At 50.1% G+C, this 16,237-nt stretch carries 18 protein-coding genes; 10 read left to right on the forward strand and 8 right to left on the reverse strand.

From position 1 onward, the window contains the following. Positions 1 to 13 precede the first annotated feature (13 nt). The 5 genes from ACZ5ZV_RS04130 to ACZ5ZV_RS04150 form a co-directional block, all read right to left on the reverse strand. Positions 14 to 595 carry a cation-transporting ATPase gene (locus tag ACZ5ZV_RS04130; RefSeq protein ID WP_464120160.1) on the reverse strand — a complete coding sequence of 194 codons (582 nt, stop codon included), beginning with the start codon at positions 593 to 595 and terminating at the stop codon, positions 14 to 16. 3 nt (positions 596 to 598) lie between these two features. Next, positions 599 to 3,307, reverse strand: coding sequence for a hypothetical protein (locus ACZ5ZV_RS04135; protein WP_464120161.1), 2,709 nt, complete (start codon positions 3,305 to 3,307; stop codon positions 599 to 601). 21 nt (positions 3,308 to 3,328) lie between these two features. Further along, positions 3,329 to 3,865, reverse strand: a complete 537-nt coding sequence (locus ACZ5ZV_RS04140; RefSeq protein ID WP_464120162.1) for a protease — start codon at positions 3,863 to 3,865, stop codon at positions 3,329 to 3,331. 250 nt (positions 3,866 to 4,115) lie between these two features. After that, positions 4,116 to 5,180 carry an aminopeptidase gene (locus ACZ5ZV_RS04145; RefSeq protein ID WP_464120163.1) on the reverse strand — a complete coding sequence of 355 codons (1,065 nt, stop codon included), beginning with the start codon at positions 5,178 to 5,180 and terminating at the stop codon, positions 4,116 to 4,118. After that, complete coding sequence (locus ACZ5ZV_RS04150) at positions 5,168 to 5,740, reverse strand: outer membrane beta-barrel protein (RefSeq protein WP_464120164.1); 573 nt, start codon at positions 5,738 to 5,740, stop codon at positions 5,168 to 5,170. The genes ACZ5ZV_RS04145 and ACZ5ZV_RS04150 overlap by 13 nt, the downstream gene beginning before the upstream one ends. Before the next feature lie 89 nt (positions 5,741 to 5,829). On the opposite strand from ACZ5ZV_RS04150, the gene msrB reads away from it, so the two are divergent. Together msrB and ACZ5ZV_RS04160 are read left to right on the forward strand one after the other, a co-directional pair. Further along, positions 5,830 to 6,246 (forward strand): peptide-methionine (R)-S-oxide reductase MsrB, encoded by a 417-nt coding sequence (gene msrB / locus ACZ5ZV_RS04155; protein ID WP_464120165.1) that lies wholly within the window; start codon positions 5,830 to 5,832, stop codon positions 6,244 to 6,246. Positions 6,247 to 6,315: 69 nt separating this feature from the next. Beyond that, positions 6,316 to 7,029 (forward strand): DUF3750 domain-containing protein, encoded by a 714-nt coding sequence (locus tag ACZ5ZV_RS04160; protein ID WP_464120166.1) that lies wholly within the window; start codon positions 6,316 to 6,318, stop codon positions 7,027 to 7,029. Here ACZ5ZV_RS04160 and ACZ5ZV_RS04165 read toward each other — a convergent pair. Further along, positions 7,026 to 7,916 carry a TonB family protein gene (locus tag ACZ5ZV_RS04165; protein WP_464120167.1) on the reverse strand — a complete coding sequence of 297 codons (891 nt, stop codon included), beginning with the start codon at positions 7,914 to 7,916 and terminating at the stop codon, positions 7,026 to 7,028. The genes ACZ5ZV_RS04160 and ACZ5ZV_RS04165 overlap by 4 nt on opposite strands. 92 nt (positions 7,917 to 8,008) lie before the next feature. Between ACZ5ZV_RS04165 and ACZ5ZV_RS04170 the strand changes: the two genes are divergently transcribed. The 5 genes from ACZ5ZV_RS04170 to ACZ5ZV_RS04190 all read left to right on the forward strand — a co-directional run bounded on the left by ACZ5ZV_RS04170 (position 8,009) and on the right by ACZ5ZV_RS04190 (position 11,390). Continuing rightward, positions 8,009 to 8,518 carry a PilZ domain-containing protein gene (locus tag ACZ5ZV_RS04170; protein WP_464120168.1) on the forward strand — a complete coding sequence of 170 codons (510 nt, stop codon included), beginning with the start codon at positions 8,009 to 8,011 and terminating at the stop codon, positions 8,516 to 8,518. Between the two features lie 165 nt (positions 8,519 to 8,683). After that, a complete protein-coding gene (locus ACZ5ZV_RS04175; RefSeq protein ID WP_464120169.1) occupies positions 8,684 to 10,027 on the forward strand; it encodes a PhoH family protein in 1,344 nt (447 codons plus the stop codon). 19 nt (positions 10,028 to 10,046) lie between these two features. After that, on the forward strand, positions 10,047 to 10,466 hold the full coding sequence (locus ACZ5ZV_RS04180; protein WP_464120170.1) for a MaoC family dehydratase: 420 nt from the start codon (positions 10,047 to 10,049) through the stop codon (positions 10,464 to 10,466). Further along, positions 10,463 to 10,891, forward strand: coding sequence for a BLUF domain-containing protein (locus ACZ5ZV_RS04185; protein ID WP_464120171.1), 429 nt, complete (start codon positions 10,463 to 10,465; stop codon positions 10,889 to 10,891). The genes ACZ5ZV_RS04180 and ACZ5ZV_RS04185 overlap by 4 nt, the downstream gene beginning before the upstream one ends. A gap of 70 nt (positions 10,892 to 10,961) precedes the next feature. Next, positions 10,962 to 11,390: a DoxX family protein gene (locus tag ACZ5ZV_RS04190; RefSeq protein WP_464120172.1), complete on the forward strand. Its 429-nt coding sequence runs from the start codon at positions 10,962 to 10,964 to the stop codon at positions 11,388 to 11,390. 69 nt (positions 11,391 to 11,459) lie between these two features. On the opposite strand, the gene lipB is transcribed toward ACZ5ZV_RS04190, so the two are convergent. Beyond that, positions 11,460 to 12,149 (reverse strand): lipoyl(octanoyl) transferase LipB, encoded by a 690-nt coding sequence (gene lipB / locus ACZ5ZV_RS04195; RefSeq protein ID WP_464120173.1) that lies wholly within the window; start codon positions 12,147 to 12,149, stop codon positions 11,460 to 11,462. A 177-nt stretch (positions 12,150 to 12,326) separates the two neighbouring features. Here lipB and ACZ5ZV_RS04200 point away from each other — a divergent pair, with 177 nt between their 5' ends. The 3 genes from ACZ5ZV_RS04200 to ACZ5ZV_RS04210 all read left to right on the forward strand — a co-directional run bounded on the left by ACZ5ZV_RS04200 (position 12,327) and on the right by ACZ5ZV_RS04210 (position 14,841). Next, positions 12,327 to 13,358: a hypothetical protein gene (locus ACZ5ZV_RS04200; protein WP_464120174.1), complete on the forward strand. Its 1,032-nt coding sequence runs from the start codon at positions 12,327 to 12,329 to the stop codon at positions 13,356 to 13,358. A gap of 9 nt (positions 13,359 to 13,367) precedes the next feature. Next, positions 13,368 to 13,949, forward strand: coding sequence for a hypothetical protein (locus tag ACZ5ZV_RS04205; RefSeq protein ID WP_464120175.1), 582 nt, complete (start codon positions 13,368 to 13,370; stop codon positions 13,947 to 13,949). Between the two features lie 163 nt (positions 13,950 to 14,112). After that, complete coding sequence (locus tag ACZ5ZV_RS04210) at positions 14,113 to 14,841, forward strand: Rossmann-fold NAD(P)-binding domain-containing protein (protein ID WP_464120176.1); 729 nt, start codon at positions 14,113 to 14,115, stop codon at positions 14,839 to 14,841. Between the two features lie 46 nt (positions 14,842 to 14,887). Here the strand turns inward: ACZ5ZV_RS04210 and ACZ5ZV_RS04215 are convergent, their stop codons facing one another. Beyond that, on the reverse strand, positions 14,888 to 16,198 hold the full coding sequence (locus ACZ5ZV_RS04215; RefSeq protein ID WP_464120177.1) for an imelysin family protein: 1,311 nt from the start codon (positions 16,196 to 16,198) through the stop codon (positions 14,888 to 14,890). Between the last annotated feature and the right edge of the window lie 39 nt (positions 16,199 to 16,237).

A 16,237-nucleotide genomic window follows, 5' to 3' on the forward strand; every position in this document is an offset into this window, starting at 1 on the left:
TAACGTTCTGTTTTTAAGGTTTGTTTAACTTAATTTCTTGGGCGCCGGATTCGACTCGGGGTGAGTATTCCAGCACCTGCATTTCCTGATTATAAGGACCCGTACCGTCACAGATGACGTACTTGATACGAGTCGGCTCATTGTTGAGGTTCTTTTCCAGAACCAGCAACGGCTGCGCGGAAGGGTTGGGGCACAGATTCTGGAAACGAGTCTGCACTTCAACGCTGTCGATAGCCGAATAGAAGTTATAAATGCTTCGAGCCGCAATAAAGACGTGACTGCTTTTAAAAACTTTGGCCGTATCCTGCACCGGAACAGCCTGAAGGGTGTTGCGATAAAGACGGTCCACCTCAGTGAAGACTGTGCGCAGAACCGGGTTGGCTGTGCCCAGGCAGTTGAAGCAGAGCTCCTGTTCTTTGTGGCAGGCGTTTTTGTCACTGCAGACGGTTTCACACAGGCTTTCATCAGCCCGGCAGAACAAAGTCACGGTGTCGATGAATTCCCCTTTGGACCCCACTTGGACTTTGGATTCAATAGTCCAGGCCTGGGCGTTCATGGTTCCTAGCAGAATAAGGGCGGTCAAAAAATGCTTCATAGTCTATTTCCCCAAAGCTCTGCGGCAGCTTTTGCTCCAGCCATAAACATTCGTGACCCGGAACTTCTCAAGTCGGTTTTCGTTGCAGTATGCGGTGATAGAAATATCACCTTCGCAAAGATTGGTTCTGAGGACAGTGTCCGTGCTCAAACCTTGGTAGTCCCCGTTATTGTGGATGTAGGCGCTGTGAACCTTGGCATTATAGGTCTGCTCAAAGTACTGAGCCGCTTTGGCGGCACACGTGTCCGCGAAGCAGTTGAGGCCTTTTCCCAGCATGTCCACGCAGTGAGTAGGGATCTCGCCATACTTTTTGTAAACCTCGGCGGCATAAGCCGGGTTCACTGTCCATCCACGTGGAATGTTGACCTTGTCTTTTTTGGCTTTGAAGTACTTCTGGAATGTGCGGAACAGATAAACGATGAACTTGGCCGGATTCACGCCACCACTCCAGCTGGCCGTAGAGGCCGCTGCCACCGCGGTGAAATTCAAGGTGCAGCCACCGCAGAAAGAACGCTCGGTGCTGGCCCCGTTGGCGAAGTCTGTTGCTTTCAACGAGATGACTTCGCTTTTTTGTTTGGAATCACAGTAGTTCACGGTCAGACCTGTGAAAGAATAGAAATTATAGTGTTTGATCCCGTTGGTGTTCAAGGACACCGCACAAGGGGCTCCCAGTAAAGGACCGAAGTCAGCAACCAGCGAAGTTTGGGCTTTGGACTTTTCAAGGCGAGGATCAAACTTCAGGACCCCATTCTTCATCAATTGATTAAACGACACCACTTTCGGGGCGGTGAAATTCACGTCCAGATAGATGGGAAGGATGTTCCAGCCGAAAAGAGCTGTGTTGGCAAGATCGATCATGAACACCTTGTTCATGCGCTGGGTTTGAAACCATGGATCATACATTTTGCAAGTCGTCAGTTCCGCATACGGGTTGAACAGATTGGGATCTGAGGATTTGCCAGCCAGTGGGATCAGCGCATCCGCATAGACGGAAACCGCATAAAGATCGACAACGCTTTTCACGGCCAAACGGGCGCAGTCAATGGAGCTGCTGCAGATGGCTTGAGCGCCGCCGACAGTCTGACTGCTCCAGGAAAGAGTGGGCTTTCCAGAGAATGTGGCTGGCACAAACGGAGCGGCCTCGGGATCTGGACCGATTTGCAGCATTTCTTTGGCCCAGGCGGAAAAACCGTTTTTGCTGACGGTGTAGCCGGGTTTATTCCAGAAGTTTTGTTTTTCAAGCTGATTGCAGGTCGCCAGAATCGGAGCGGCCAGCTTGTTGAAGAAATCAATGTGCTCTTTGATGGGTCTTCTTTCGGAGTACTGCATCTGAGTCATGTTCTTAAGTTCAGCAATACGGTCGATATTGGATTTAAGGAAATCCAAAGAGTTATCACCGGCCAGGCGCACTTCCGTGCACAGATAATAAAGCTCGTTCATCAGGTTTTCCGATGAAGTATTGGAGGCCAGTTCTTTGTTCAATCCATGGGTCAAGAGATCCACGCCCAACTGATCCTGCAACAGATTCAGATGCATGGTGGCCGCCTGATATTTGGTTTTGATCAGCGCACGAGACTGAATCAGGTTCTTGCGGAAATTAGACAGCCAGCCCTGAGCTGTGTCGTGAGACTGCGTGCCCAGGAAGTCGTTGTTGACGCCACGAACGCCTTTTTCAAGAAGCTCCAGTTCGGTGCCTACCGGGACATTGTCGAATTGTTCCGGAGTCACGGAGTCACTGAGTTTTGCCAGTTCACGAACACTGTTGACGGAAAGATATTCGCTGTCACAGGAAGGCTTGTTCATGCTCTTGCAGCCGTTTGGAGAGAACATGATGGATTCTTCCAGCGCGATAGAGCGGAACAAACGACCAAAGGAAGGGCTTAGCATTTCCACTTCATTGGTGTTGCGCCATGCCCAGGAAAGATAGATCTTCAGGCTGTTCCAGAAATCGAAGCCCTGAATTTCAAGAGAGTTTTTGTTGGTCTCCCAGTCGATTTGCAAAGTCACAAAACGATTCGGCAGTTTGTCATCAGAATCAAAGCAGCCCGTCAGATAGTCCGCCTCGTTCAGATACGCCAGGGCGATATCCTGCAAATTGGCTTTGTTGACCTCGGAGTTGTGAAGGTGCCCTTGCAGGGCCGAGAATTTTTTAATGTAGTAGCAGCCCAGGCGGTCCTTGGAAGCATGCAGAGGGAAGTTGTCCTGGGTGAAGCGATCATAAGCGGTCAGGTCCGCACGTTTGCCAGCTCGGGCCCAGATGCCCGCCAGATAATCGTTCATGTCGCTGCAGTTGTTGCCGGCTTTTTCACATCGTTGGGAGGCACCCACATACTTGGGAAGCTGGGCCGTTTTCAGATTCGTTGGCAAAACCGGCAAGTGGCCACGAATCATTTTGTTCATGATATTCAGGGTCATGTAAGCCACAGAAAGACGGAATTCTTTCATGGCCTTATTGCTGTACTCTTCCGGGGCAAAACCCTGAAGTTTTGCGACGGAGTTAGCCAGTTTCCCAGCGTTGTAACCATCGATCATCACCAAAACTGACGAAGTCGGTTTGTCAGCATCCAAGGCACATTGCGCTCTGTTGGTGAAATTCAGAGGACTCAGAAGTGTCGTCTGGTGCGCTGGCACCTGTGCCAGCGCCATTCCAGGGACGAATCCTGCCAGAATAAATCCGGAAATTAGAATTGAGATCTTTGCAGTGATCTTCATGAGTCCTCAGTCAGTGAGCAATTAGTTTAGTGCTTTGCAGTTATCAACTTTGTTCAACATCGTTGTGTAGAACAGGATCACAGTCTGATCAGCCGGAGAGAAATTGCGTTTTGTAGAGCCGTCAGAGTTCACCATGTTGTACATGTAGGTGTTCACGAAGCGATAAACGGATGGAGTCACACGCAGGGTGGAGTTACAGGAGTAGTTCTTGTAAGTCACAGTGATGCCCGCGTAGTAATCGGAGCCATCCTGCTGTTGAGAGCCTTTGCCATCACCGATGTAGAAGTTGTTGCCGCCGGAGTTTGGATTGTTACCGTAGCCAACCTGGAAGCTGACAGTCCAACCTTCGCCGTGACCATCGGTGCCCACGATCGAGCAAAGGTTGCCTCGGCAAGCAACGGCCATTTCGTTTTCGATCTTTCTTTGAATCTCGGCTTCAGAGTAGTGTGGGTTGGGACGAGGATCGTAATCTGGGCTGCCACCGTCGAATTCATCTGCGTGAACGTTCAGGGACATTGCCAAGGCGACAAGGCCTGCAGCAAGGAACTTCAATTTCATATTGCTCTCCGATTTTTTTGTGATCCGTCAGGTGCTGTGCACGTACCTTTGATTCCTGACAGGTTTTTAAAAAGTGGTTGGGTTTTAGTCCTAATCCTCACGTTTCGCCACTGTAAACTTGGCGAGTGTAAAGAATTTTTACTGCATGGAGTAGCCCGAATGGGCTACGTCTTTTTGAAAACTTTTATTTGTTTAAATTTTCACAGGAGAATGTGAATGTTTGACCATTTTTAGACACTGAAAATGGTCTCTATTGTTGCATTTTTGCAAGGATAGCCTTGAGGGCGGAGGCTGGATCTTGAGCTTTTTCAAGGCTGCGGCAACTTTCAATGAATTTTGAGTAGTCTTGTCCTACCAGGTTGTAGAGGGATTCAAAGTCACTGAGATCCTGAAGGTAGGTTTTATAAACCAGAAGGCGGGCGTTGTTGAGGCGGGCCTCGCCGAATTTTTTGTAGTTGTCGGTCTTCAGTTGCGGAATGACCTCTGCGGCAAATTTCTTTTGGATTTCACGAATGCGTTCGCTGCGTTTTTCTTCTTTTCGCTCGTCGGGTGGAAGTTCTTTGTACCATTGTTCCAGTAGTTTTAGCTCAGAGGAAATGAAGGTGGAAAACAGTTTATTGTCTTCATTTTCCAGCTGTATCTGCTTCAGGGTTTTTGAGTCAGCTCCTTCTTTTTTCAGATAGAACAGTTCGGCCCCCTTGTTACCCAGAAAGGTCGCCAGGCGTTCGTTGAAGTCCGCTGCATGTTTGATGTACAAAGTGGCGTGCACGGTTTCATGAATGATGGTGTTGACCAGATCATAGTCGTCATAGCGAAGCATCGAACTCAGAATAGGGTCGTTGAACCATCCCAGGGTGCTATAGGCAGAAACACCGCGCATGTAGGTGTCCAGCCCTTCTTGCTGCAGGGATCTTTCCTCTTCCACAGCATCGGCTTCATTGAAGAAACCCTTGTAGGGCATTTTCCCCATGAAGGGATACGACCACTGATAGTGCTTCAGTTCCCACTTCGGAGCTGCACTGACGACATAGGTGACGTAGGGGCGCCCGAGTTCGACATAAGAGGTGTAATTCTTAGAGGTTGCCAGATGCAGTTCCCGCTCGGCAAAAACGCGGGCTTCCTCGGCCAGACGCAATTTTCTTTTCTTTGCTTCGTCCAGGTTCGGATCTTCCAGTGCTTCGTTCAGAGGAACGCGACTGCCAAGAAGTTTCATCTGGCCGTACCCTGACTTCATCAGATAGCCCATCTGGCAACCACTGTTGAGCAGGGCTGTTGCCAGCAGAGTCACCGGAAGGAGCTGTTTTATAGAGCCCAAGTCACACCCGCACGCACGGAGCTGTCATCCGTTTGCAGGCCGCCACCGATGGGTGTTTTCCAGACATCATAGCTCAGCTTGATTCCCAGTGACTCGGTCACTTGAATTTTCAAACCGGCTCCGTAGCTGGGCACAGTGACACTTTCAGGTTCAATGGTATAGGTGTCCTGCCCTTCGATCTTGATTTGTTGGAATCGACTGATCTGGGCTCCGCCGCCTTTGATGTAGGGCTGGAAAAGCGCTTTACGGTCGGCAAAGGTCAGAATCAAGTCGGCCCCCAGGATTTGTGATTTTTGAGTCGTGGTACGACGAGCATCACTTGCACTGGCTTTTTCTTCGCGCACACCTTTGGCATCGGTGTAGCTGAGCTCCAGCGCCATTCGCTCTAGGAAGTAAAGAGAAAGCGAGCCGGTGATGGACTCAGAGTCGAAGGAGTTGTCTTGGTCGAACGTGGTGGTTTTTCTTCCGTAGGAAAGCCCGAGTTCGGTAAACAGGGCGTGTGCGGGCAGGGAAGTTGACAGTAAAACGGCCAGAGTGGTCAGAGATAAAAACTTCTTCATATCCTTAGATCTTAGCAAGGTTGAATGGCGAACGACATGTCCTCATTCACACTCTGGACTAAAGCTGCTGGACCGGGTAAAACCAAAGTATGGATGGAAAGACTTTAAAATGCGGATTGCCCTCGGATGAGGTGGAACTGCGAAAACTACTGACCCCTGAACAATTTCAAATCATGGTCCAAAACGGCACGGAAAGACCTTTTCAAAATGCTTATTGGAATCATCATGAGGAAGGGGTTTATGTCGATGCGATTTCTGGCACGCCCCTTTTTTCAAGTCAGGACAAGTTTGATTCCGGAACGGGGTGGCCCAGCTTCACACGCCCTATTGACAAGGCGGCTGTGCAGGAAATTGTGGATCATTCCCATGGTATGACCCGGATCGAAGTGCGCTCCAGGGATTCCAATTCGCATTTGGGGCATGTGTTTGACGATGGCCCCGGCCCGACAGGTTTGCGCTATTGTATCAATTCGGCGTCTTTGCGTTTTATTCCCAAGAAGTCCTGATGTGCTGAGGCGGGCTCAGCATTTTTTTCCCGCATGGAAGGGAAAATCGTCCATAATGTGACGATGAAAATGTTCGGACTTTTTCTTTCTTTGTTCGTTTGGGGTTCTCAAGTTTTTGCTCAGGATTGGCGAACCGCCACGCGTGAAAGCGCTCATCTTGCGCCGACCCCTCAGGAAGAAAAGCAGGCCGTGGTGCAGGTCTATGCGGCACGCACCTTCAGCTGGCGCGGGTACTTTTCCGTTCACTCCTGGATTGCAACCAAAGCCAAAGACGCTTCCCAATACACCACCTATCACGTGATCGGCTGGCGCGTGAAGCGGGGGCTGGAGTCCGTCAGAATCGAAAACGACATCCCGGACCGTCACTGGTTTGGAGCCAAGCCCGAACTTATCGAGGATCTGCGTGGCGAAAGGGCTGAGGCGGCCATTCCCAAGATTGACGAACTGGCGCGGAACTATGTTTATAAAAACACCTACCGGGCTTATCCGGGTCCGAACAGCAACACTTTCATTTCACATATCATTCGTAATGTTCCCGAGTTGACGGTGGAGCTTCCTCCCAACGCCATCGGCAAGGACTGGATCAACGATGCTGATGTCGTGGGCTGGAGTGAATCCGGAACTGGCGTGCAGTTTTCACTGCTGGGAATGCTGGGGTTGACCGTGGGGCTGCATGAAGGCGTGGAGATTAATTTGCTGGGTCTGAATTTCGGTGTCGACTTCTGGCGTCCGGCCTTGAAGCTTCCGATGGTCGGCAGGGTGGGAATGACCGACAAGCCTTAGTTGCGGTTCACCAGAGCTGGCGGGCTGTAGCGCACTGTGAATGAAAACACCAGGTGAATAAAGCCATCTTCTTTGACCATCTCTTGCGGGGGATTGGGGAAGATGCGGGCCTCTTTAAAGGCATTGATCGCGGCCATATCAAAGTTTTTAATGCCTGAACTTTTCATGATCAAAGCCGATCTTAGGTTTCCATTTTTATCCAGAATGAACTCGGCCTGAGTCACCCAGTTGCGGTTGCCAGCGTTGATACGATCAATGCGATCGAAACTGTCGATGGCCTGCTGGACCCGGGTCTCCCAACGGAAGCGAATCAGCTCTTCCACGCGTGCATAGAATGTATAGAACAAATAGCGGTCCGTGTTCAGGGCCGTGAACGAGCCCACCTTGACGTCCGTGGGAAGAGATTCACCGACGGAGGAATAACCATCATTGAAGCGCTTCATTTCAGCCAGTTCTTTGCTGATATCCACATTGCGATAGCCATCTTTGTCGGTTTCTTCAGTCTTGAGCTGCTCGCGTTTTTGTTCGGCCACTTGAGGAGCTTTGTTGAGGTCTTGTTGTGGAACGCTGCTGTCACGGTTGCTGCGGTTTTGAGTCATCCCGGTTTTCGCAGCTTGAGTTTCTTCTTTCACGCGCTGATTTCTTTCAGAGAGAAATCGCGCCAGCGTGTCGTCTTCGGGAAGTTTCACCTTTTCGGGAACCAAAGCCTGACGAACCACGCTGCGGTCTTTGGGTTTGAGCGCCTGCAGGATTTCCTGTTCTGGGGAAAGTGTGACTTCGATCACTTCGGGTTCGGGCATTTGCAGTTTGGGCGCAAGCCAGATCAGGCCGATGATAACCAGCAAATGGAACATAAAACTGCATAGAATCGCCCTGACAACCGCCATGTGTCTCATTTTAAGCCGAAACTAGACCTAAGGGCAAGACGGCTAAAGTTGAAACACATCTTGCCGATAAGAATTAGGTCACAGGGGGACAAATGGGGAAAATTCTGGATATCACACCACGCCTAAGATCTCAAAATTCTTCGGAAAAAAAGGGAATTGAGGCTCGTGCGGAGGTGCTCGACATTACGGAGGCTCGTCAAGAGATTCTGAGCCGCGATCGCCGTGATGTAAAAAGAACCATTTTAACTGAATTTGTAGGAGCTTTTGTCGTATTGCCTGAAAGGGGTCTTTTGAAGGCCGCTTTGTATGACATCTCAGAAAACGGGATGGCCTTTGACCTGGAGTTGGCCGATGGTGGTTTTGCTCCAGGGGATGAAGTGGCAATGCGCGTGTACCTGAATCATTCAACGTACTTCCCATTCACGATTGTTGTGTCCAACAGCCGTGCGATTGAAGACGAAGGCGTTGTTCGTCATGGTGCGGGCTTTGTAAAGGGCACGATGAATGATGTTGCACTTCATCATTTTGTGAAGTTCATCGAAAACGTCAGTGCAAGTCTGAAAACCGACACGGGCGACGTGCTCGTATCTCATATTTCCTAAAAAAAGTTTGATAACTGGCGAGGGGATCACAGTCCCCTCGCTTTTTTATTTTTCAGACGGTGATTTTGACCTGTCTGCTTAGTGATGCTTTTTACGTGGACTTTGGTCCTGCGATTTGTTGCAATTTAGCTGTGGAGTATCTGCAGCTCTTAAGCGGCAGATCACATGGACTATAACTACGGAGGGTGTCCATTGAGTAAAGCAAAACGCAGAAAAATCGTGGTCGATACGAACGTAATCCTTTTCGATTCTCAGGCAATCTTGAGATTTGGAGAGGCGGATGTTCATATCCCTATCTCTGTTATCGAGGAAGTGGACAAGTTCAAAAGAGATCAGGGTGAGAACGGACGCAATGCCCGTCAGTTCAGCCGCTTTATCGACGTTTTGCGCTCCAAGGGTTCCTTGGCCAGTGGTGTTCAGATCGACAATTCAGAAACGATGGTCTACATCAACACGGATCTGATGTTGGCAGGTATGCCATCAGAACTGGATCACCAAAAGGCGGACAACCGTATTCTGAATACGGCGTTGGCTTTGCAGAAGCAGCATCCGCGCTACAAGGTGGAGCTGATCACCAAGGACATCAATCTTCGTATCAAGGCTGACGTTTATGGTGTCATCGCCAATGACTACGATGCCAACGACATCAACCGTGATGATCTGTATGAAGGTTATCAAGAAATCATGGTGTCACCTGGCCAGATTGATGCTTTCTACAAAGAAAAGCGTTTCGTCACGGATGTGAAACTTTACGGCAACCAGTACGTGATCATGAAAGACACAGCGAATCCGAATCACTCGGCGATTGGTCGTTACAGCCTTGCAGAAAAAGCGATTGTGCCTTTGATGCAGGCGGCTGATTCGATCTGGGGTATTCATGCGCGAAATGTCGAGCAAGCCTTCGCATTAGACTGTTTGTTGAATGATGAAATCATGTTCGTATCGCTGGTGGGTAAAGCCGGTACGGGTAAAACCTTGATGGCAATCGCGGCAGGTCTTCATAAAACTTTGGATCAAGGTCAGTTCCAACGATTGTTGGTTTCTCGTCCGATCTTCCCTATGGGCCGCGATATCGGTTATCTGCCGGGTGACATCGAGCAGAAATTGAATCCTTGGATGCAGCCTATCTTTGATAACGTTGAGTTCTTGATGGGTGCGGACAAAAAAGCTGCGGGTCGTGCACAGGAATTGATCAATCAAGGGATGTTGAATATTGAACCGCTGACTTACATTCGCGGTCGCAGCATTCCAAAGCAATACCTGATCGTCGATGAAGCACAAAACTTGACTCCGCACGAGATCAAGACAATTGTTACGCGTGCCGGTCGTGGGACGAAGGTTGTCCTCACGGGTGACGTTTATCAGATCGACAATCCTTACGTGGACTCCGCGAACAGTGGTTTGACTTACGCGGTCGAAAGATTCAAGGGCCATCCAATTGCTGCCCATGTGACTCTGACGAAGGGTGAAAGATCTGAGCTGGCTGAACTGGCAGCTAATATCTTGTAGGATTTTTTAGGAGTATTTCATGGCTGAAGTGATTGATGTAGGATTTGAAGCAAAGGTAACTGTGCAAGTGACGGATAAAATGATCCAGCAATTTGCGGAGCTATCCGGAGACCATAATCCCATTCATTTAAGTGATGAATATGCATCAAAAACACGCTTTGGTCGTCGTATCGCTCACGGTATGATCGTCGGCGCTCTGATCTCCAGAGCGCTTGTTGATGGTATCGGTCAGGGTGGTATTTACCTGGCGCAAAACATGAAATTCGTGAACCCGGTTTTTGTTGACGACACAATTGTGATCACCATCAAAATCACAGGTCTTAGAAAAGAAAAAGGCATTGCCACGGTTGAAACAAACGTCGCGAAACTTAATGGCGATGTTGTGGTGAAGGGTGATGCTGTTATCATGATGTCATCCACTGGTCCTGCAGGTATATGAGTTCCATTTTCCATCTTGTCTACTACAGCAGGGCGGCCGAGGATCTTAGTTACACGGACATCCGTGAGGTCCTTGATGTGTCCCGGCGGAATAACACCGCCCTGGGCATTACCGGCCTGCTGATTTTTCGGGATGGATTCTTTTTGCAGCTTCTGGAAGGCGCAGAAAAAGACGTTCGGGATATATTAAACAGAATCCGTGAAGATGATCGCAATTACTCTATCCGAGTGATGATTGAAACAGAAAGTGCCGACCGCCTTTTTGAGGGTTGGTCCATGGCCTTTTACGACGGAGACATTTCGACGAATTCCACGCAGTATTTGGTGGATTTGTTTGAAGCGGTTTTGGAAGGTGGCATGACCAAGAAAAATCTGATCATGCCGATTCTGAGAAAGTTCCGCGCCTCTGCCCCCGATTTGAAGTAAAAAGGTTCCTGGTTCTTTTTTTGGATCGCCAATGCATCAGGAGTTAAACATCGAAAGAAAGGTTTTCCTCATGACATCTCTACTTAAAAAAATCATGTCTTCAAGAAACTTCAACACCAAGTATGACGATATGGCACTGACGATTTTACGTGTGTTCATCGGTCTGGCGATGGCGTTCTCTCACGGTTTGGGTAAGTTGCCCCCACCAGAGATGCTGGTGAGTGGAGTTGCCTCTCTGGGGTTCCCTATGCCAGAGTTTTTCGCATGGTGTGCCGGCCTGGCTGAGTTTGTCGGTGGAATCTTGTCGGCGTTGGGTCTTCTGACTCGTCCTGCAGCAGCTTTTGTGGTGTTCACGATGGCCGTTGCAGCTTTTGGGGTCCACGCGGCCGATCCATTTATTAAAAAGGAAATGTCGCTTTTGTATCTGTTCGCCAGCTTGTTCTTCGTTATTCACGGTGCTGGTCGCTGGTCCATCGACCACAAGTTGTCATCCAAGTAAAAAACCGGGAAAAAGGCCCCTCCGCCTTGCAGCTGAACCTTTTTGACGGTTTTAAAGTGTGGTGTTTATTTAAAGGACGTCGAGGAGACGTCTTTTAAGTTTTTCTTTGAACTCCGGCAGTTGAAGGGATTGCTTCAGCAGATCTTCCAGACTGATCATGGTGTCTGAGCTGAAGCCGCAGGGGTGAAGTCCCTGGAAGGCTTTGGGGTCGTGAGTGATGTTGATGGCGGCGCCATGAAAGCTCACCCATTTGCGCACGCCCACACCGACGGACGCCAATTTTTTCCCCTGAACCCACACGCCGGTTTCGTCGGCTTCACCCGGAGCCTGGGCATGTTTTGCCGACGAACGGCTTTCCACGCCTGTTAGACCATAGCTTCTGACCACGTCAACAATTGCTTCTTCCAAAACGCGCAGGTAGGCGGAAATGTCGCGTTCCTGGCGTCCCTTACGATTCATTGTCAGATTCAAAATTGGATACACAACCAGTTGGCTGGGGCCGTGATAAGTGGCGCGGCCTCCGCGTGTGACTTCAACGATGCGGCCCTCCCACGCGAAAACATCATCAGGCTTGGTGGCTCTGCCCACGGTCACAACCGGTGGGTGAGAGCAGAAGACAAGATAGCCGGGAAGGTCGTTGTTATGGACCTTTTCCACCAGCTCATTTTGTTTTTTTAGAGCCTCTTCATAGTCGATGAGACCCCAATCCTGAAAAATCAGATCTGCCATGAATTCTTTGTGCCACTGATCTTTGGACATGTCATGTATTCTCTTCGAAGGTCCAATTCAGAGGGGAGTGAGAAATCTTTAGACAGCAATGTTTTTGAGTGTGTAAAGGGTTTGGTCACAAAAATTTCAAAATGAGATTCGTTTGAAAAGCCCCAAAAGATGCCGTCACAATGGATTCAGGATCACATAGAGCAGGGAGAGGATCTTATGAAAAATCTAGGACTGATGGGCATCTTGGTGGCGATGATCGCATTGACAGGGTGTCTTGATAACGGTGGTGGCTCCGAGGTCAAACAAGACCTCAACAACGGAGACTTCAGTGTTGTTACAGATCCGGAAGATGGTGGCGGCAACTCTGGCGGCAATACCGACGAGGGCAGCGCCGGGGGTGGTTCCACTCCAACGACTCCTCCTGTGCCGGTGACGGAGGGGCTTGAAATAAACAAAGGTGCCACGTTGACAGGTTCCGCCAAGTTGACTCTGGATTTCTACTCTCCGTTTGTTGCAGCTTATGTGAAAGTTTCTGAAGGTGATACCTGCGCCACAGGCACTTGGGTGGACTATGTGGATTCCGGCGTTCTGAACAGCTCTAAGATCAATCAGAATGTTCCAGTCAGTGCGCAGTTCCGCGACCATGACGGCAGAACCAGTTCTTGTTATACCCGAAGCATTTATATTGACCAGGCAGGTCCGGAAATCATTTTTGCCAAGTATCCATCTGCTCCGGTGGAAGAAGGGTTGGATGTGGAGATTGTCTTCACTGTTTCTGACGTGCCAGCCGGGGTGGCGAGTGTGACATGCTCGCTCGGCACGACCACGAAGGCCTGTGCTGCGGGAACGAACAAGATCACGTTCCCGAAAATGGCCGGTGGCGACTATACATTGAAGGTGGCCGCCAAAGACAAGCTGGGAAATGCTTCAGAAAAATCCGTCAGCTTTAAAGTGTCGTCCATGTACAAACAGATGGTGAACAATGTGCGTGTGAACGAGTATCAGAAAGTGGATATTTTGTTCGTGGTCGATAACTCCGGTTCGATGGAATACGAACAGAAAAGCATGGCTTCGCGTGTACGCAACTTCCTGGATGTTGTGAAGGGTCTTGATTGGCAGATTGCTGTGACGACCACAGATCCGGTTCATAAGACTTTGGGTGACGGTCGTCTGGTGCAACTTGCAAACAAGCCGGGTCAGTACATTCTGACATCTTCCATGAATGACACAGATGCCAGAAACACTTAGAGCAACACTTTGCAAAGAAGTGAAACAGGCAGCGGAAGTGAGCAGGGTATCTATGCCGCCTATCGAGCGATAGAAAGATCCCTGAGCGCTACCGGTGGCAATGCCAACTTTATCCGCAATGATTCGCAGCTGGCTGTGGTGGTGATTTCAGATGAAGACGAATCCGCCAATGGAGCTAAGAATGATCCGGCCAACTTTGTGAAGTTCGTGCAGGACAGCTTTGGTTCCCAGAAGGCCATGAGCTTCCATTCCATCATTGCACGTCCTGGGGACCAGGCGTGTCTGAAGGGTGAAGGTTATTCTGCCGGCTTCCGCTATGAGCAGATTTCCAAACTTACTGGTGGTGTGATCGGTGACGTCTGTGCGACAGACTATGCTGCGCAAGTGCAGGGGATCGCGGAAGGTGTACGCAAAACGTTGAAGTCCATCACATTGTCCTGTGCGCCCGTGGTCGATGCTATGCGCTCGATCCTGGTCCTGAAAGACGGGCAGGTGTATGATGGAACAAGAAAAATGGAAGGCCTTAACCTGGTGTTCGACCAGATGCTGCCTCAAGGTAACTACGAAGTTTATTACTCTTGCCTAAAATAGGTCGGTTGGTGAAAAGGGCCTTCTCGCTCCGACGTGCTTGGCGCACGCCTGCGCTGCGAGGGCCCTTGTCCGCCTTGCGCTTGAACCCTTTTGAACAACCTCTGATTTTGGGGGGTGGTTTTTCTTGTTTGAAACTGACTTTGAATCAAAGTAAGCCTTTGTTATGGGAAAAAAACAGACCTGGGGAATCATTGGATTAGGCTGGCTGGGATCCGCTTTGGCGCAGCAACTGGAGCTGGCCGGGCAGCCTTTTTGGGGCACTCACCGAAGTGACTTTGATTGGGGCAAAGATCGCTTCCCGGGGGATTTCTGTGATGTTCTTTTCTTGAACACGCCACCACTTCCTAACCTGTCCCCCGAGGACTATATCGATAAGATTCCAAGTCAAAAAGGACAACGGATTATCTTCATCAGTTCCACCTCTGTTTACGGTGGCCAGGGGGGTGAGGTGGTCGAGAGCACCTTGCCGCAGCCTCTGAATGATTCCCAGATATGGTTGCGCCAGGTCGAGCAGGGGCTTGTGGCAAAGTTTAAAGATCAAGTCATCGTCATTCGGCCGGGAGGCTTGATTGGTGGAGCAAGGCATCCGGTCTATCATCTTGCCGGTCGCAAAATGCTGGCCGACGGGCTTGCTCCGGTGAATCTGATTCATCGTGAAGATCTGATAAAGATCATCATGGCGGTGGCACAAGTGCCATCGCCACCGTCTTTGATCAATGCGGTGGCGCCTTTTCATCTCAGCAGAATGGATTATTATACCGGTTGGGCCCGGAAGCTGGGGTTGGCAGAAATGTCATTTCGTCAGGAAGCGGGGAACGCAAAACTTGTGAAATCCGAAGTTTTGGCAAGTATCCACACACAGTGGAGCTGTCCGCTGTTGGATAGACTGTAAAAGGGGTCCACGAAAAGGACCCCTTGCAGGAAGTTCGGGCCGGGATCTAGTCGTTGTCGCCCTGATGAGTCGGCGGTGCACGCAATGCCAAAGCCGCCAGCACTTCTGTTTTTAGCAGGAATGCCACTTCGCGGACATCCGCGTGAACCGCGCAGATTTCCTCTTTACGGTCAGTCATTGTGGTGGCTTTGCACAGAGCGGGGTCCACGGCTTCGATTTGGTCAAACAGGGAACCTTTGTCCTGAGCCGCTTGAAGAGAGGCAATGGCCTTGTCCAGGGCTGCTACAACCTTGGCAGCCACGTCACTACGGCCGGATCTTTCCAGAAGATCATCCAAGCCATAAGCTGGCTGGTTGCTGAAGCTGCCTGTGAAGATCGCACGGAAGCCTCTCAATTGAGCTTCGGCAGATCCCAAAGAAAGTCCTGAGTACAGGTGCTCCACCGTGCGAGCGCATTTGTCTTCGCTGCAGTCTTTGTGGCGTCCCATGGGTGCACCCAGTTTGGCGTCTTTGAGTTTTTCGATATGGGCCAGAGCATCGGTCAAGCCGTTGATGGATTCTTTGATGCTTTTGTAGCGGGAACCATCAATCAGCGCTTTGGTGAAGTTGCCTTCAGCAACAGACCAGCGGGATTTCAAAGTGGCGGACTTGGCTTCGGCATCCTTCACCAGTTCCTGGGCCCACAAGCAGCGGTCCAGCTTTTTCTGGGAGGCTGGACGATCATTCCATTCCTTCATCGCTGGGTTTGCGCGCAGGTTGCAGGTGCTCTTCAGGGACTTTTCAAACAAAAGATACTCAATCGCGCTCAGACCACGCACGTTGAACAACAGGCGATCGCTGCTGATGGATGAGTTGGAGTTTTCATAAGCCTTTTTGTCGATGTCACAGGTGTTCAGGTAAGGCCAGGAATAGATGTAATCGTTCAGAAAGCGGCCATCATCCATCAAGGGTCCAAATGGGGCGGCTTCCAGCTCGTGGAAAGCCAGCATGGCGCGTTCCCAGTCCAACTGGGCCTGGGTTTCTTCTCGGCGCGCGGAAGAACCACTGGACAAAGCTTCACAGTACTGGCGCAAAGAGTTTTTTAGAACTGGAATTGTGGCAGCGAAGTTATCAGCCGAACGGGAAAGAACATTCACGCCGATATTAATCAGCATTTTTTCTTCTGTGAAAGGACCGTCGTTGGGTTTTTGGAACTCACCCGGTAAGGACCCGTCCTGGGGCTTGTTAGAGTTGTTGCCCGGTAGAGTGCCACGTGAAGTGGTGGGTTTGTCAGTGTCAAAGAAGTCCGAGCAGGATGCCATTAGCAGGCAGGCCGCGGCCCCTAAAGAAACCTTCAAAATCATAGATTTTGCCATCATGAATTCCTCACTTTTCAAAGGCTCTTTGTGCCTGAAAAC

This window comes from Bdellovibrio sp. HAGR004, from assembly GCF_055397015.1.

Excerpts from the sequence above, each read along its gene's own strand:
- ACZ5ZV_RS04135 (WP_464120161.1), bottom strand. The coding sequence starts at position 3,307 with ATGAAGATCACTGCAAAGATCTCAATTCTAATTTCCGGATTTATTCTG.
- ACZ5ZV_RS04180 (WP_464120170.1), top strand. The coding sequence starts at position 10,047 with ATGGCTGAAGTGATTGATGTAGGATTTGAAGCAAAGGTAACTGTGCAA.
- ACZ5ZV_RS04170 (WP_464120168.1), top strand. The coding sequence starts at position 8,009 with ATGGGGAAAATTCTGGATATCACACCACGCCTAAGATCTCAAAATTCT.
- ACZ5ZV_RS04185 (WP_464120171.1), top strand. The coding sequence starts at position 10,463 with ATGAGTTCCATTTTCCATCTTGTCTACTACAGCAGGGCGGCCGAGGAT.
- ACZ5ZV_RS04165 (WP_464120167.1), bottom strand. The coding sequence starts at position 7,916 with ATGGCGGTTGTCAGGGCGATTCTATGCAGTTTTATGTTCCATTTGCTG.
- ACZ5ZV_RS04190 (WP_464120172.1), top strand. The coding sequence starts at position 10,962 with ATGACATCTCTACTTAAAAAAATCATGTCTTCAAGAAACTTCAACACC.
- ACZ5ZV_RS04160 (WP_464120166.1), top strand. The coding sequence starts at position 6,316 with ATGTTCGGACTTTTTCTTTCTTTGTTCGTTTGGGGTTCTCAAGTTTTT.
- msrB (WP_464120165.1), top strand. The coding sequence starts at position 5,830 with ATGGATGGAAAGACTTTAAAATGCGGATTGCCCTCGGATGAGGTGGAA.
- ACZ5ZV_RS04215 (WP_464120177.1), bottom strand. The coding sequence starts at position 16,198 with ATGATGGCAAAATCTATGATTTTGAAGGTTTCTTTAGGGGCCGCGGCC.
- lipB (WP_464120173.1), bottom strand. The coding sequence starts at position 12,149 with ATGTCCAAAGATCAGTGGCACAAAGAATTCATGGCAGATCTGATTTTT.
- ACZ5ZV_RS04175 (WP_464120169.1), top strand. The coding sequence starts at position 8,684 with ATGGACTATAACTACGGAGGGTGTCCATTGAGTAAAGCAAAACGCAGA.
- ACZ5ZV_RS04210 (WP_464120176.1), top strand. The coding sequence starts at position 14,113 with ATGGGAAAAAAACAGACCTGGGGAATCATTGGATTAGGCTGGCTGGGA.
- ACZ5ZV_RS04200 (WP_464120174.1), top strand. The coding sequence starts at position 12,327 with ATGAAAAATCTAGGACTGATGGGCATCTTGGTGGCGATGATCGCATTG.
- ACZ5ZV_RS04150 (WP_464120164.1), bottom strand. The coding sequence starts at position 5,740 with ATGAAGAAGTTTTTATCTCTGACCACTCTGGCCGTTTTACTGTCAACT.
- ACZ5ZV_RS04140 (WP_464120162.1), bottom strand. The coding sequence starts at position 3,865 with ATGAAATTGAAGTTCCTTGCTGCAGGCCTTGTCGCCTTGGCAATGTCC.
- ACZ5ZV_RS04130 (WP_464120160.1), bottom strand. The coding sequence starts at position 595 with ATGAAGCATTTTTTGACCGCCCTTATTCTGCTAGGAACCATGAACGCC.